This window comes from Ensifer sp. CCNWLY38 (genome assembly GCF_037120565.1).
In the GTDB taxonomy this organism is placed as follows: domain Bacteria; phylum Pseudomonadota; class Alphaproteobacteria; order Rhizobiales; family Rhizobiaceae; genus Ensifer; species Ensifer adhaerens_H.
This window is the reverse complement of sequence record NZ_JBBBBO010000002.1, coordinates 513302-527341: the sequence shown is the minus strand read 5'-3', so window position 1 is coordinate 527341 and position 14040 is coordinate 513302. Positions and strand designations below refer to the sequence as shown.

The window sequence follows — 14040 nt, the reverse complement described above, 5'->3', positions numbered from 1 at the left end:
TGGACAGCATACGCCGTTTCGGACCTCTCAGCGAGCAGGTCTGGCGGCATGTTTTCCACCCGTGACAGGCTGCCGGACCCCGGTCGTTCCCGGATAGGTCAGCGACAGGCCCTGCAGCGATCGTACGGCGAGATAAGCCCAGGCCTCGGCCTCCATGGAATCACCGTTAAAGCCGGCGTCCTCCGCCGGCAGCACCGCTGCACCCTCTTCCTTGGCGAGCGCAGCGAGGTCGCGCATGATCACCGGATTGAGGCGGCCCCCGCCGCAGATGATGTAGGTCGTTGGCCGCTGCGGCAAATGCCCGGCCGACTTGAGGATCGCCGCTGCGGTCACATGGGCAAGCGTGCGGGCGCCATCGGCAAGGCCAGCGTCGCTTCCCGCCGGCGGCGCGAAATCGTTTCGGTCGAGCGACCGGCGCTGCTTCGCGGTGAAAAAGGGATTGGCGAGGTAGCGCTCTGTAAGATCGGGAAGAACGGTCCCCTCGCTGGCGATCATGCCGCCCTGGTCAAAGGGAATGCCGGCATGCGCCTCGACCCATTGATCGATCAGCGTGTTGCCCGGGCCGCTGTCATAGGCAACGAGCGTCTCGCCCGCGCCGATGAAGGTCAGGTTGGAGATGCCGCCGATATTGACGAAGACGACCGGTGCCGCAAGGCCGGCGGCGCCCCGCGCCAGAGCGGCGTGATAGGCGGGGATCAGCGGTGCGCCCTGCCCGCCATGCACCATGTCGTTGGCGCGCATGTCGTAGACGACGTCAATACCCGTTTCGCCGGCAAGCAGCGGGCCGTCGCCGATCTGCACCGTCAAGGCCTCGTCGGGACGGTGCAGCACGGTCTGCCCGTGGAAGCCGATCACGTCGATAGCCGCCGGCGACAGGTCGTTTTGCTGCAGGAAGGCTTTGATTGCTTCGGCATGCCGCAGCGTCAGGTCGCGCTCAAGCTGCGACAGCGCGCCGGGCCTTTGATCCCGTTGCGTGATCGTCTTTGCGTCGACCAGTCCCTGCTTCAGCCGGTCGCGAAAGCGGGCGTCATAGGCAAAGCCGGCGGAGGGGCCGCGCTCGACGAAGTCTTCGCCGTCGGTCCTCAGCATGGCGACGTCGATGCCGTCCATGCTCGTGCCGCTCATCAGGCCGATTGCCGTTCTTGTCCGTGTCATGCCTTCAACATTTCCAGAATCACTTTTGAAGTGATTATGCGCGGAAACAGTGCTAAACGCCCGTTCGTTCAAAAACTTCCCCGCAAGAGAGACAGATCATGTCCGGTTTCAAGTCCGATTTCCTTCACACCCTCAGCGAGCGTGGTTTCATCCACCAGATCTCCGACGAGTCTGGCCTGGATGAACTGTTCCGGAAGGAAATCGTGACGGCCTATATCGGCTTCGACCCGACCGCACCGAGCCTGCATGCCGGCGGTCTCATCCAGATCATGATGCTGCACTGGATGCAGGCGACCGGCCATCAGCCGATCTCGCTGATGGGCGGTGGCACCGGCATGGTGGGCGATCCGTCCTTCAAGGATGAGGCGCGCCAGCTGATGACGCCGGCGACGATCGAAGCCAACATCGCCAGCATCAAGACGGTCTTCTCCAACTATCTCACCTATGGCGACGGCCCCAAGGACGCGTTGATGATCAACAACGCCGATTGGCTGCTCGGGATCAACTACCTCGAGTTCCTGCGCGACGTCGGCCGTCACTTCTCGGTCAACCGCATGCTGTCCTTCGACAGCGTCAAGACGCGGCTCGATCGCGAGCAATCGCTGTCGTTCCTCGAGTTCAACTACATGATCCTGCAGGCCTACGACTTCGTGGAACTGCACAAGCGCACCGGCTGCCGCCTGCAGATGGGCGGATCGGACCAGTGGGGCAACATCATCAACGGCATCGACCTCGGCCACCGCATGGGCACGCCGCAGCTCTACGCCCTGACCTCGCCGCTCTTGACGACGTCGTCGGGCGCCAAGATGGGCAAGTCGGTCAACGGCGCGATCTGGCTCAACCCGGATATGCTGTCGGCCTATGACTTCTGGCAGTACTGGCGTAACACCGAGGACGCCGACGTCACCCGCTTCCTGAAGCTCTACACGACGCTGCCGATGGCGGAGATCGAGCGGCTCTCGAAGCTCGGCGGCTCGGAGATCAACGAGGTCAAGAAGATCCTGGCGACGGAAATTACCGCCATGCTGCACGGCCGCCCGGCTGCGGAGCAAGCGGCGGAAACCGCGCGGAAAACGTTCGAAGAAGGCGCGCTCGCCGACAACCTGCCTTCGGTCGAAATCCCGACCGCCGAGCTCGAAGCCGGCCTCGGGCTTTTGACGCTGATCGTGCGCGCCGGCCTCGCCGCCTCCAACGGCGAAGCCCGTCGCCATGTCCAGGGCGGTGCCGTCAGGATCAACGACGAGGTGGTCAGCGATGAGCGCCGCCTGATCGGCACCGGTGACGTCACCGCCGATAATGTCGTCAAGCTCTCGCTCGGCAAGAAGAAGCACATCCTCGTGCGCCCGGCCTAAGCCGAGCCACAACGAATAGATGACTGAGGCCGGCCTTCGCGCCGGCCTTTTTCATTGGAACTCGAAGATGCTGCGGAAGACGCCCGGCGCGATGATCGACAGGGGATTGACCGTCAGCTTCGGCTGATTGAAGGGGCCGTTGAGTTTGAAAGTGATGCCGAGCAGGCCACGGTCGCGGCCATTGCCGAGCAGAACGCCGATCAGCGGCAGTTCGCCGAAGATACGGTTCAGGCCATAGGCCGGCATGAAGGTGCCGGTCATATCCATGATGCCGTTGTTGTCGCGCACCGTCCCCTGGAAGGTCGCGCCGACGTCGGTGCCGCGCAACACGCCGCCGTCGACGCGGATCGCGCCGCGGTCGAGCGCGAGCTGGGCGAAGCCGCGCTCGAAGCGGGCCGAGCTCACATCGATGTCGCGGCGGACGGCCTGGTTGAGGCTTCGCCCGTCGGCGCCTGTTGGCGTCGACACCATCGATTGCAGGCGTTGTTCGCCGACGAGCTGGAACTTGCGGATGTCGACGCTGCCGCGCCAGGAACGCCCGCCACGATCGCGCAGTTTGAGATTGAGCAGGCCGCCGCGCATGTTCTGGTAGATATCGGCAAAGCGTGCCAGCGCGCCGGCGTCGCCTGTGGTTAGCTCAAGCGTATTATCGGCACCGGCCTTGGCGATCCGGGCGACGAGCGCCTGACCGCTGCCGGTGACGGCCGAAAGATTGACGTCCTCGATCTGGCTTCCGCGCTCGGAATAGACCAGGTTCACGTTCGACAGGGATTCGCCGTTGAAGCCGGTGACGCGATCGAGCTGGGCTTTGATGGTGATGTCGCCGCCGCCGCCCTGGCTTTGGTCGCTTCCCGCCTTCATCTGCGCGAGGATCGGCCTGATGTCTGCAGCCGCGCCGCTGAGCGTGGCCGTATAGCCCCCCTTGCCGCGGTCGACCGAAACCTTGAAATCGTCGCCCTGGGCCAGGCGGACGCTGTCGAGGCGGGCGGAGACCAGTCCGCCGCCGTCCACCTGCAGACCACCCCGTGCACCGAAACCGTCTCCGGCGACGGCAAAATCGGAGATGACGATGGTGTCATCGGACTTGCTCGCCGTGAAACGCGCCTCCGCTGGAATGCCCGCTCCTTTGCTCCAGCCGATCCACGGCAAGGACAGAGCGGCCTTTGCGAGCCCGATCTTCGCCTCTACCCGATCCTGATCGCCAATCGTCACGTCGGCACTGATCGGTCCGGATACGATCTTCGACAGGCCCGGCGCCAGCTTCTGCCAGACAGCCTGGTCCAAGGTGCCTGAAATCTCACGCGAGCGCTTGACCTTCGAATCGCTATCGACCGGTTCCGTCAACGCAATGCTGACCTTGGCGCCCTCCAGTTGTGCGTCGGCATCGAGCACGGCCTGCTGGTTATCGACCCGGAACGTCCCGACGAGGTCGGATACCGGCCGGCCGTAGAACGCCCTGTTGACGCTGACCTTGTCCAATTGCATCTCCACCTGCCACAACGGCTTGGGCGGGTGCTGGTCCGAGATCAGGCCGAAGCGCGCACCGACAAGCGCGGTGAGAGGACCGCTGAAGTCCTCGGGCAGCAGCGACGTCTTTTGCAGTGCCTGGATCGGCTTGTAGGTGACGAGTTCGGCAATCGCATCTGCGGCGCCTCCAACCTCGATCTTCATCTCCGCCATCAGCGGCTTGGTGTAGACATCGGGAAGGATGAAGTCGCCGCCATTGAGCGCCACGGACCGCCCCGACGGGAAATAGGCAGTGCCCTGCCCGATCTCAACCGTCATGCGCTGGCCGCTCAGCTTGAACTTACCGGAGGTGTCGCGCAGCGGCGGTATCTCGCCGGTAATGTTGATGCGGGTGTCGTCGATGTCGAAGGTGATGTTGAGCTCCTGTTCGTTGAGCTTCAACTCCCCTTCGTTATTGGCAATCCGGCCCTCGGCAACCGACACTTCGATGCGCGCATTGGTGACTATGCCGCCGAAGAGATTGCCGATCGCCCAGCGGCGAGCGCCCTTGGCGAGCCACCACGGCCACAACTGCTTGACGGCCGTCGCCTCCATGCGGTCGCTGACGGCGGCAAAGCTGATCTGCGGCGAGGTCTTGCCGAAGGCGACCGAAAGCGAGCCATACATCGAGCCAAGCGGGCTCGACACGGCGAGCTGATCGAAGATCAGCCGGTGGGTGTCCGCGGTGAACCGGCCGCTTGCCTTTGCATCGAAAGTCAGCGGCTGATCGGTGACGTCTTCCGGGGCCGAACTGGCGTTCCTAAGAAGGAGATCGATCGCGAAGCCCTTCTCCGTTGCGCCGGCAAGCTTGTCGAGGTCGATGACCGCGCCGGTGAACGGAAAGGTCGAACGGCCGATCTTGACGACCGATGGCAGGATCTCGACCGCGGAGCGCCCGAAATCATAGGCGATGTCCATTTGCGACGGATTGAGCGTCGAGACGAGGCCGCCGGCATGGAAGGTGCCCTTGGACGTGCGCACAGCCACGCGCAGATCCGGCTTCGCCTCCCCGACTGCCCGCGTCGCCTTCAACGTCAGCCCTGCTGTCGCGTCGATGCCAAAGGCCTGCTCCGCACCTGACTTGCCGTGGTAGAAGAACGGCGCGAGAGGCAGATTGGTGATCGCCGCATCAAAGCCGGTCACGTGCCCTCTCTGGCCAAGCGCGTCGGCGGTGATATCGACCTCGACGCCATCGACGGTGGCGCTGCCCTTGACGCTCATCGAGCCGCTGGCATCGCGGTTGAATTCGAGCGCGGAGGCGACGACCGGAACGACGCGGTTGCGGGCGCCGACGATGGAAAAACTGAAGTCGGAGAGCGCTACGGTCTGGCTGCCTCGCCCGGCCGCCAACTGCGACATGCGGTCGACATGGGAGAACAGAGCCTCGAGCGCATCGCCGACATCGGCGATACGGATCTTGGTAAGATCGAGCGGCTCGCCCCGAGGAAGGAGCCCGGTATCGAAATTGCCGCCTTCCGCTTCAAGGCGAGAGACGGCGATGCGGCCGGTCATCAGCGCCAGTGGGTCGAGTGCGATCGAGATCGAGCGAAGCTTCGCGACGGGTTGGCCGGATGCCGCTTCGCTGAGCGCCACCTCGCGGGCCTTGAGCGCAATCGCGCCGCTTGCCGTCATGCGCACGACCGTGCTGCCGACGTCGGCGCGGTAGGCGTCTCCGAGCGCGGCATTGAGGGCCGTCCTGGCACGCGCGTTCAACGTGCTGTCCATCATGCCGCTTTCGATCACGGTCACGAGGATCGCCCCTATGATGAGGGCGAGCAGGGATATGGACAGGGCAATCTTGGCACACAGACGCGGCAGGGCGCGCTTGCGTGGTGCATGCACGATCATGGGATCGTGAGCCTGCGCCGAAGGCAACGCATGCAGCGCGACGATGTCTTTCTTGCGAAAGCCGACTTTTTCGCCGCGGATCTCACTCATCAGCGCGGACGTCCTCCGTTCGATACGAGCTTTTTCGCCGCGCCTTCTTTTCAATCGTTGCGGACGGCTGTTTCTCGTTTCCTGTAGACCACATGTCGTCGTGCAGAGTCACCATGAGACGCTGGACCATGCTGTGGAAAGCCACCACCCTCAACGGGAATCGCGCGGGCGAGCGACTGCAACGTTTCGTAGCGGCTGGTGCCGTCCGAAACCTGTCAAATCTAGCACAAATGCGCTGGACGGCAGTCGACGAATTTCGATATGCCCTACAGCGTCGCGTGCCTCACGAGGCGCACAAAAGTCGCTGTAGAACTTTGAGTTGCCGCATATTTCGCATTGATCGGCGACGATCAAGGGCCACATGCAGTAGCGTTCGATTGTCTGCAAAACTTGGCAGAAGGAAGGTTTAATCATGGCAAGACCCGTTCCCGGAGATGTCGCTCCCGATTTCACGCTGCCGCGCGATGGCGGCGGCACGATCTCGCTTTCTGCCTTTCGCGGCCGCCCTGTCGTGTTGTTCTTCTATCCGAAGGACGATACGCAGGCCTGCACGCTGGAGGCGATCTCGTTCTCCGAACTTGCCGAAGAGTTTGCCGCAGCCGGCGTAACGCTGATCGGCCTCTCACCCGATTCGGTGAAAAAGCACGATCGCTTCGCCAAGAAGCACAACCTCACGGTGACGCTCGCCGCCGACGAGGAAAAGGCGGTGGTGACCTCCTACGGCGTCTGGGTCGAAAAGATGATGTACGGCCGCAAGTACATGGGCGTCGAACGCAGCACCTTCCTGATCGGCGCCGACGGCGTCGTCGTCAGGGTATGGGAAAAGGTGAAGGTCGACGGTCACGCCCAGGAGGTCCTGGCCGCCGCAAAGGCCCTCTGAGGAAACCCATGACCGAATTGCCCGTGTTTCACAGCCTGCGGGGCGGCGCAGTCGAAGCGATTCGCGCTGCGGACCTCGAGGTCAAGACGGCACTTGCGCAAGAAACGGCACGGCGCTGGCAGCGGCGCACGCTGTCGCTGCGCTCGCCGCTCGACCGACCCGTTCCGGTTCGCCCCGGGCGGCCGGACAAGCCGATACTGACACCGCCGACGCAGGTGAAGCGACGGTCGCTCGGTTCCCTCAAGGGACGCATCGCCTTGCTGCACTCGATCGCCCATATCGAGTTGAACGCCGTCGACCTGGCCCTCGATATCGTCGCCCGTTTTGCGACCGAGCCGGTGCCCAATTCCTTCTTCGACGGCTGGATGCGTGTCGCCTTCGAGGAGGCCAAGCACTTCCGGCTGGTCCGGCAGCGGCTGAACGATCTCGGTGCAGACTATGGCGACCTGCCTGCCCATGACGGGCTCTGGCAGGCGGCGCACGATACCCGCAACGACCTGACGGCGCGCCTTGCCGTGGTGCCGCTCATTCTCGAAGCGCGCGGTCTCGACGTGACGCCGGCCCTTCAGGCCAAGATGCGCGAGACAGGTGACTTCGAGAGCGCCGCTGTCCTGGATGTGATCTACGAAGACGAGAAAGGCCATGTTGCCGTCGGCGCCAAATGGTTCCGTTTTCTCTGCGCCCGCGAGAAGAAGGATCCCGCAGCGACCTTCCAGGCGCTGGTGCGCGCCAATTTTCGCGGACCATTGAAGGCGCCGTTCAACGACATCGCCCGCGCCGAGGCAGGATTGACGCCGTCCTTCTATCGCTCGATGACCGCCTCGACCAACCGATAGCCGCATCACGCAGCCGCAATCATCCTTACCAATTGTTAACCCTAACGAAGTGTAATGATCCGCAGGTGATGCGAGGCAACGCGCACATGGCGGGAGAGAACGGGTGTCTGGACGTTCGGCAAATCGTGCCTTCGGAAAACGTAAGGAAAATCACGTTCTGATCCTGGCAAGTGGCGACAAGGTTCGCCACATGACGGTTCGTCCCTGGATGGCGGCAATCGCCGTATCCTTCGCCGGCGTCTGCAGCATCGGCTACCTCGCGGCCACATCCTATCTGGTCCTGCGCGACGATCTCATCGGCGGCACGATTGCCCGCCAGGCACGCATGCAGCACGAATACGAGGATCGAATCACGGCATTGAGGGCGCAGGTCGATCGCGTCACCAGCCGGCAACTCCTCGACCAGCAGATGGTCGAAGAAAAGGTCGAGAAGCTGCTGCGCCAGCAGATGGCGCTGACCTCGCGCAACGGAAAGCTCGGCCCCCTGGTCGAAAGGGCCGAAAGTTCCGGCCTGACGACGGAAAGCACCGAGACCCCGGAGATCGAACCCCTCGCTTATGAGAAACGGGCCGACGCCAGCAGCGGCGGCGTAAAGGCGATCGAGAAGCTGATGGGTCTGAACACCGCCTCGGTCACCGGTGCAATTCGTCCCGCTCCCCTCGCCTATGCCGCACCCGATGCGGCCGAATCGACCTCCGACCGTGCCGACCGGATCTTCTCGAAGGTGACGCTGTCGCTGAAGGACGTCGAACTCGAACAAATGGCGCGACTGAAACGACTGACGGATGGTGCTGCAAAGACGTCGGGTGCGATTCGCTCGATCGTCGGTCGGACCGGCGTCGATCTGCCGGTCGGCGATGTCGCAGCAACGGTCCCCGCCGCGACTTCGGAATCGGCCGATAGCGCCATTGGCGGCCCGTTCGTCGAACCGGCTGATGATGACGAGTTCGGCCGGTCGTTAGCGGCTCTCGATACGGCTCTGCTGGAGCTGGAACGGACGCGGGCGCAGGTCCGCGCGCTGCCGTTCGGCAACCCGTCTCCGGCGAGCGACATCACCAGCGACTTCGGCAATCGTCTCGATCCGTTCCTCGGTCGCCTGGCGCTTCATGCCGGCATCGACTTCCGCGCGACGGTCGGCACGCGCATTCGCGCAGCCGCGCCCGGCACCGTGACGAATGCCGGCTTGACCGGCGGCTACGGGAACATGGTCGAAATCGACCACGGAAACGGCGTGTCGAGCCGATACGCCCACCTCTCCGCCGTTCTGGTGAAGGTCGGCGACCAGGTGACGGAAGGTGAAGTCATTGCCAAGTCCGGCAATACGGGTCGTTCCACCGGTCCACACCTTCATTATGAAATCCGCCTCAACGGCGAGGCGGTGGATCCCATTCGCTTTCTCGATGCCAGCCGGAAGCTCGCCTCCTACATGAACTGACGGGTCGTTTGGCTGTCTCCAGGTCTTGCGCGGCTTGACAAGAAATGCGACAGATTCGCCACTATTTACCTTTTGCTGCTTCAACGTGCTGGATTTCTTGACTTTCAGCGACGTTCAGCTTATGAGCGCGGCCACGTGCTCGTGCGTTTTCCATCGATCGATCAGTGTTCTATTGAACCGGAACGGAAACAGATTTCCCTTTGACCAATTTTGCTGACCTTGGCCTGAGCCAAAAAGTTCTCTCCGCTGTCACCGATGCGGGCTACACAATCCCGACCCCGATCCAGGCTGGCGCCATTCCGCCGGCGCTGCAGCGTCGTGACATTCTGGGCATCGCCCAGACGGGTACGGGCAAGACAGCTTCGTTCGTGCTGCCGATGCTGACGCTGCTGGAAAAGGGCCGCGCTCGCGCCCGCATGCCGCGCACGCTCATCCTGGAGCCGACGCGCGAACTCGCCGCCCAGGTCGCAGAGAACTTCGACAAGTATGGCAAGAACCACAAGCTCAACATAGCGCTTCTGATCGGCGGCGTGTCGTTCGATGAGCAGGACCGCAAGCTCGAGCGCGGCGCCGACGTGCTGATCTGCACGCCCGGCCGTCTGCTCGATCACTTCGAGCGCGGCAAGCTGCTGATGACCGGCGTCGAGATCCTGGTCATCGACGAAGCCGACCGCATGCTCGACATGGGCTTCATTCCCGATATCGAACGCATCGCCAAGATGATCCCGTTCACGCGCCAGACGCTGTTCTTCTCGGCGACCATGCCGCCGGAAATCCAGAAGCTCGCCGATCGCTTCCTGCAGAACCCGGAGCGCGTCGAAGTCGCCCGCCCGGCCTCCACGGCACAGACGGTGACACAGCGCTTCGTTGCGGCGCACGCCAAGGATTACGAAAAGCGCGCGGTGCTGCGCGATCTGATTCGCGCACAGGGCGATCTGAAGAACGCCATCATCTTCTGCAACCGCAAGAAGGATGTCGCCGACCTCTTTCGGTCGCTCGAGCGTCATGGCTTCTCGGTCGGCGCCCTGCATGGTGACATGGACCAGCGCTCGCGCATGGCCATGCTTGCCGGCTTCAAGGACAACAATATCACGCTGCTCGTTGCATCCGATGTTGCTGCCCGCGGCCTCGACATCCCCGATGTCAGCCATGTCTTCAACTTCGACGTTCCGATCCATGCGGAAGACTATGTTCACCGCATCGGCCGCACCGGCCGTGCCGGTCGCTCTGGCGCCTCCTTCACTCTGGTGACCAAGCGCGACACGAAGTTCTCCGATGCCATCGAGAAGCTGATCGGCCAGAAGGTCGAATGGCTGAACGGCGACCTTTCCAATCTGCCTGAGCCGATGGAAAGCCACGACAGCGGTCGCCGCGATCGCGGTCGTGATCGCGATGGCCGCAAGGACCGGAAAAAAGATGGGGAACGCGGCCCGAGGGCTCGCGCCGATCATAAATCCGATACCGTGCGTGTCGATAGTGAGGCCGAAATTGAAACAGTCGTGGAAAGGGCGGAATCGGTGAAACCGGCACGTAGCGCAGAAAACAAGCAGGGACAGAACAACCGCGCCGATCGTCCGGTGCGCGCATCGAACCCGGCCAACGATGACAATCGCGATCGCCGCAACCGTCACCGCCGCGACTATGATGACGGCCCGACGCCCGTTGGCTTCGGCGACGAAATCCCCGCTTTCATGCTGATTGCCGGCAAGGCCTGATTAAACCTATGGGCCTGCCGGGCATCGATTTTCCGGGTCTCGGCTGCGGACTTGCAATCGTGCGCGACGGCAAGATCCTGCTTTACAAGCGCATTAACGCGCCTGAAGCCGAGCACTGGAATATCGTCGGTGGCAAGGTCGATCATATGGAACGCTCGGAAGCCGCCGCGCGGCGCGAGGCCGAAGAGGAAAGCGGCCTCCAGATTCGTTCGAGCGAGTTCCTGTGCTTCAGCGAACAGGTGATCGAGGCTGACCGTCAGCACTGGATCTCGATGATCTATGTGACCCGGGATTTCAGCGGTGAGCCGGAACTCACCGAACCGGACAAGCTTTCCGCTCTCGGCTGGTTCGATCTCGATGCCCTGCCCCAGCCGCTGTCACGTTTTGCCGCAGACGCCGTCGATGCGCTGCGCAGGCTGGAGCACTAGGTTCGCGTCCGGCGGCCTCTCGACCACACGCATGTGGTCCTTTTCCTATCGGCGCCTAGGCCATCTTTCCGCCTTCAATGATTCCACTTGAGAGCGGGATGCTCTAGCGGCGCAGTCGACGCGGACAGCATCCGCTGGCGGGTTGAACGCTCTATTTTCTCGATCGCAACGCCGCTTCATAGGCAAGCCGCGCCCAGCGTGCCATCTCGTCAGGGTCGTCAAAGGCGTCGTCCGGGATGCTCCAATAGGGCATCTTCACCGGTTTGCCCTTGCCGTCATAGGCCCATTGCCGGGAGCCGGCCGCCTCGAATGTCGGCGCCGTCCGGTCGTCTCCCTTCAGGAGGATCTCTCCGTCGACCTCGAGTGCGAAGATGATGCCCTGGCAATAGATCCCCTTGCCGCCAAACATCCGCTTGATGGTCACCGGCCCCAGCGTCTCGAACATCTCCTCGATGGCAGCATTGTCCACGCGTTCATTCCTCCAGGACGCCGCCGGCAGCGACAATCTGCTCCGGCGTGTCGAGATCCAGCCGGGCGGCCGGGCCAAGCTCGACATCGATAACCGGCAGTCCGCATTTCTCGATGATGTGCCTTGCGCCAACGTCTCCAACCAATAGCCGGACAGCGGAAAAGGTCTGTCGCGGCAAAATGACCGGATTGCCCCGTTGCCCGTCGGCGGTTGCCCGAATGACGGCGCGGCCGCCTTCGGCCTCAAAACGATCGAGCAGCCTGCGCAGATCGCCGCTGCTGACGCCCGGCATGTCGGCGAGCATGACCAACATGCCCGCGGCCCGCTCGTTGACGGCCGAAAGTCCGGTCGTCAGAGATGAGGCCATTCCCGACATGTAGTCTGGATTCGAGACCAGCGTCGCCGGCAGATCCTCCAGCGCGACGCGGATATCGGCCTCGCGGTGACCGGTGACCACGACAACCCTACCGGGTGCCGCAGCAATCGCCGCCTCGACGCTGCGGCGAACCAGCGGTACGCCGTCAAAGGTCGCAAGCAGCTTGTGTCCGCCGTCCGGTCCCATCCGGCTGGCGCGGCCAGCGGCCAGAACGACGATCTCGACCGGCCCTAACGGCAACGCCGTTGCTTTTTCGCGCGGCTGCGGCCTGGTCGGGATTTCGCTGAGCAAACCGCCGACGCCAAGGCCGGTTATGTCGTCGAAGCTCGGCCACTCGCCGGCGAGGATACGGTCGAGGATCCAGTCGAATCCGTTCTCGCGCGGGCTGCGGGCGCATCCGGGAGCCCCGATCACAGGGATCTCGCCGACACGGCCAAGGACGAGAAGATTGCCGGGATCGACAGGCATGCCGACATGATCGACGACGCCGCCCGCTCGCCGGACAGCCGCAGGAATGACGTCATCCGGATCGGCGACCGCGGAAGCCCCGAAGACCACCAGCAGGTCATGGTCGGCCTGGAGTTCGTCGATTGCCGCGGCGACCGCGCCTTCCGTGTGTGCGACGCGTCGCTCGGTCACAAGCTCGCTTCCCGATTGCCGCAGGCGAGCCGCCAGGATGGTTTTCGTCTTGTCCATGACCTGGGGTTTCAGTGTTGGCAACCGAGTTGCTATTAGCGCTGCGCGTCGCGCGGAAAAGGGTTTTACTTCGAAGGCGGCATGGCTCCGGAGCAGCTTCTGTGCTTCCTCGACGAGTTGACCGGCCACGGCAAGTGGAATGATCTTGATCGTCGCAACCATGTCGCCGGCCTGCACAGGCACATGGTCGGCAAGGCAGGCGAGCGTGATCGCCGGATCGATGCGGTTCAATCGGTCGACAGTCTCGCGCGTCGCGACGAAGAGACCGGCAACCCGAGAGTAGACGTTCACCCGGCCGGTTGCTGCCTGGGAGAAGCGCAGGTGATCGGGTGCGATTGCCGCCGCAATGCGCGTTGCGGCCTCGTCTTCCATCAGATCGCCGGGGTCAAGGCGTGCAGCGATCACCTCTAGCGTGCCGCAAGCCATCAAGGCGGCGATATCGGCTTCCGAAAGCCGGTGGCCCTTCGGCAGCCGGAATTCATCCGTCTTGACCGCATGCGCCAGCATGGCGCCCTCCGCTTCGCTGGTCTTGACCGGCCCGAACCTCACGCAAGCACTCCTTTGACATGGCTGGTATCACGGCGCCGAAGCGCCTCGATGATTTCGGCCAGGATAGCGACTGCGATCTCGCCCGGGCTCGCCGCACCGATATCGAGGCCGATCGGCGCGCGGATTCGGGCTATGTCGGCATCGGAAACACCGGCCTGTCGCAACCGCTCGACCCGTGTCGCATGGGTTTTCCGGCTGCCGAGCGCGCCGACGTAGAAACAGCCGGCTGCAAGAGCGACGCGGATCGGTTCGTCGTCGATCTTCGGATCATGGGTGACGGCCACCACGGCGGTGAAGCGATCGAGCGGCCTTTGTTTCAAGGCATCCTCAGGCCATTCGGCGATGAGCTCGACGCCAGCGAAGCGTTCCGGCGTTGCGAAGGCAGTACGCGGATCGATGATCGTCATGTCGAAACCGGCAACGGGCGCCAGCTGGGCCAAGGCCTGCGAAATATGCACGGCGCCGATCACGAGAATGCGTGGCGGCGGCAAGTAGACATTGAGGAAGAAAGAGCCCTGCTCCGTCTCCACGATCCCGGCCTTGCCGGATTGCAGGGCGCGCGCGACCGGGCCGCGCCAGACATCCGGACAATCATCGCCCTCGAGATAGACCTGGCCGCCGCCGCCGGCGAGATCACTGACGGTGACCGCGACCCGACGCGCCGAACGCGCCGCATTGAGCGCTTCAAGAATGCTCCGTTCCATC

General features: G+C 63.4%; 11 protein-coding genes. 6 read left to right on the top strand and 5 right to left on the bottom strand.

Going from position 1 to position 14040, the window contains the following annotated elements:
- Positions 1-27: 27 nt before the first annotated feature.
- Positions 28-1155, bottom strand: coding sequence for an anhydro-N-acetylmuramic acid kinase (locus tag V7S54_RS06755; protein WP_065373624.1), 1128 nt, complete (start codon positions 1153-1155; stop codon positions 28-30).
- Positions 1156-1253: 98 nt separating this feature from the next.
- On the opposite strand from V7S54_RS06755, the gene tyrS reads away from it, so the two are divergent.
- Complete coding sequence (tyrS, locus tag V7S54_RS06750) at positions 1254-2507, top strand: tyrosine--tRNA ligase (RefSeq protein ID WP_065373623.1); 1254 nt, start codon at positions 1254-1256, stop codon at positions 2505-2507.
- Positions 2508-2558: 51 nt separating this feature from the next.
- Here tyrS and V7S54_RS06745 read toward each other — a convergent pair whose 3' ends face one another.
- Positions 2559-5951, bottom strand: coding sequence for a YhdP family protein (locus V7S54_RS06745; protein WP_065373622.1), 3393 nt, complete (start codon positions 5949-5951; stop codon positions 2559-2561).
- A gap of 412 nt (positions 5952-6363) precedes the next feature.
- On the opposite strand from V7S54_RS06745, the gene V7S54_RS06740 reads away from it, so the two are divergent.
- From V7S54_RS06740 to V7S54_RS06720, 5 genes are all read left to right on the top strand, one after another.
- Positions 6364-6831, top strand: coding sequence for a peroxiredoxin (locus tag V7S54_RS06740; RefSeq protein WP_065373621.1), 468 nt, complete (start codon positions 6364-6366; stop codon positions 6829-6831).
- 8 nt (positions 6832-6839) lie between these two features.
- Positions 6840-7667: a ferritin-like domain-containing protein gene (locus tag V7S54_RS06735; protein WP_065373620.1), complete on the top strand. Its 828-nt coding sequence runs from the start codon at positions 6840-6842 to the stop codon at positions 7665-7667.
- Positions 7668-7770: 103 nt separating this feature from the next.
- Positions 7771-9102: a M23 family metallopeptidase gene (locus V7S54_RS06730; RefSeq protein ID WP_065373619.1), complete on the top strand. Its 1332-nt coding sequence runs from the start codon at positions 7771-7773 to the stop codon at positions 9100-9102.
- Positions 9103-9302: 200 nt separating this feature from the next.
- Entirely contained in the window at positions 9303-10817 is a 1515-nt protein-coding gene (locus V7S54_RS06725; protein ID WP_065373618.1) for a DEAD/DEAH box helicase, read from the top strand.
- Between the two features lie 8 nt (positions 10818-10825).
- Positions 10826-11245, top strand: a complete 420-nt coding sequence (locus V7S54_RS06720) for an NUDIX domain-containing protein (RefSeq protein WP_065373617.1) — start codon at positions 10826-10828, stop codon at positions 11243-11245.
- 151 nt (positions 11246-11396) lie between these two features.
- Here the strand turns inward: V7S54_RS06720 and V7S54_RS06715 are convergent, their stop codons facing one another.
- Genes V7S54_RS06715 through V7S54_RS06705 form a run of 3 tightly spaced genes read right to left on the bottom strand, consistent with a single transcriptional unit; the run spans position 11397 to position 14039 of the window.
- Positions 11397-11714 (bottom strand): TfoX/Sxy family protein, encoded by a 318-nt coding sequence (locus V7S54_RS06715; protein WP_065373616.1) that lies wholly within the window; start codon positions 11712-11714, stop codon positions 11397-11399.
- A gap of 4 nt (positions 11715-11718) precedes the next feature.
- A complete protein-coding gene (locus tag V7S54_RS06710) occupies positions 11719-13335 on the bottom strand; it encodes an NTP transferase domain-containing protein (RefSeq protein WP_065373615.1) in 1617 nt (538 codons plus the stop codon).
- Positions 13332-14039 (bottom strand): XdhC family protein, encoded by a 708-nt coding sequence (locus V7S54_RS06705; RefSeq protein WP_065373614.1) that lies wholly within the window; start codon positions 14037-14039, stop codon positions 13332-13334. Before V7S54_RS06705 ends, V7S54_RS06710 begins: the two co-directional genes overlap by 4 nt.
- Position 14040 lies beyond the last annotated feature (1 nt).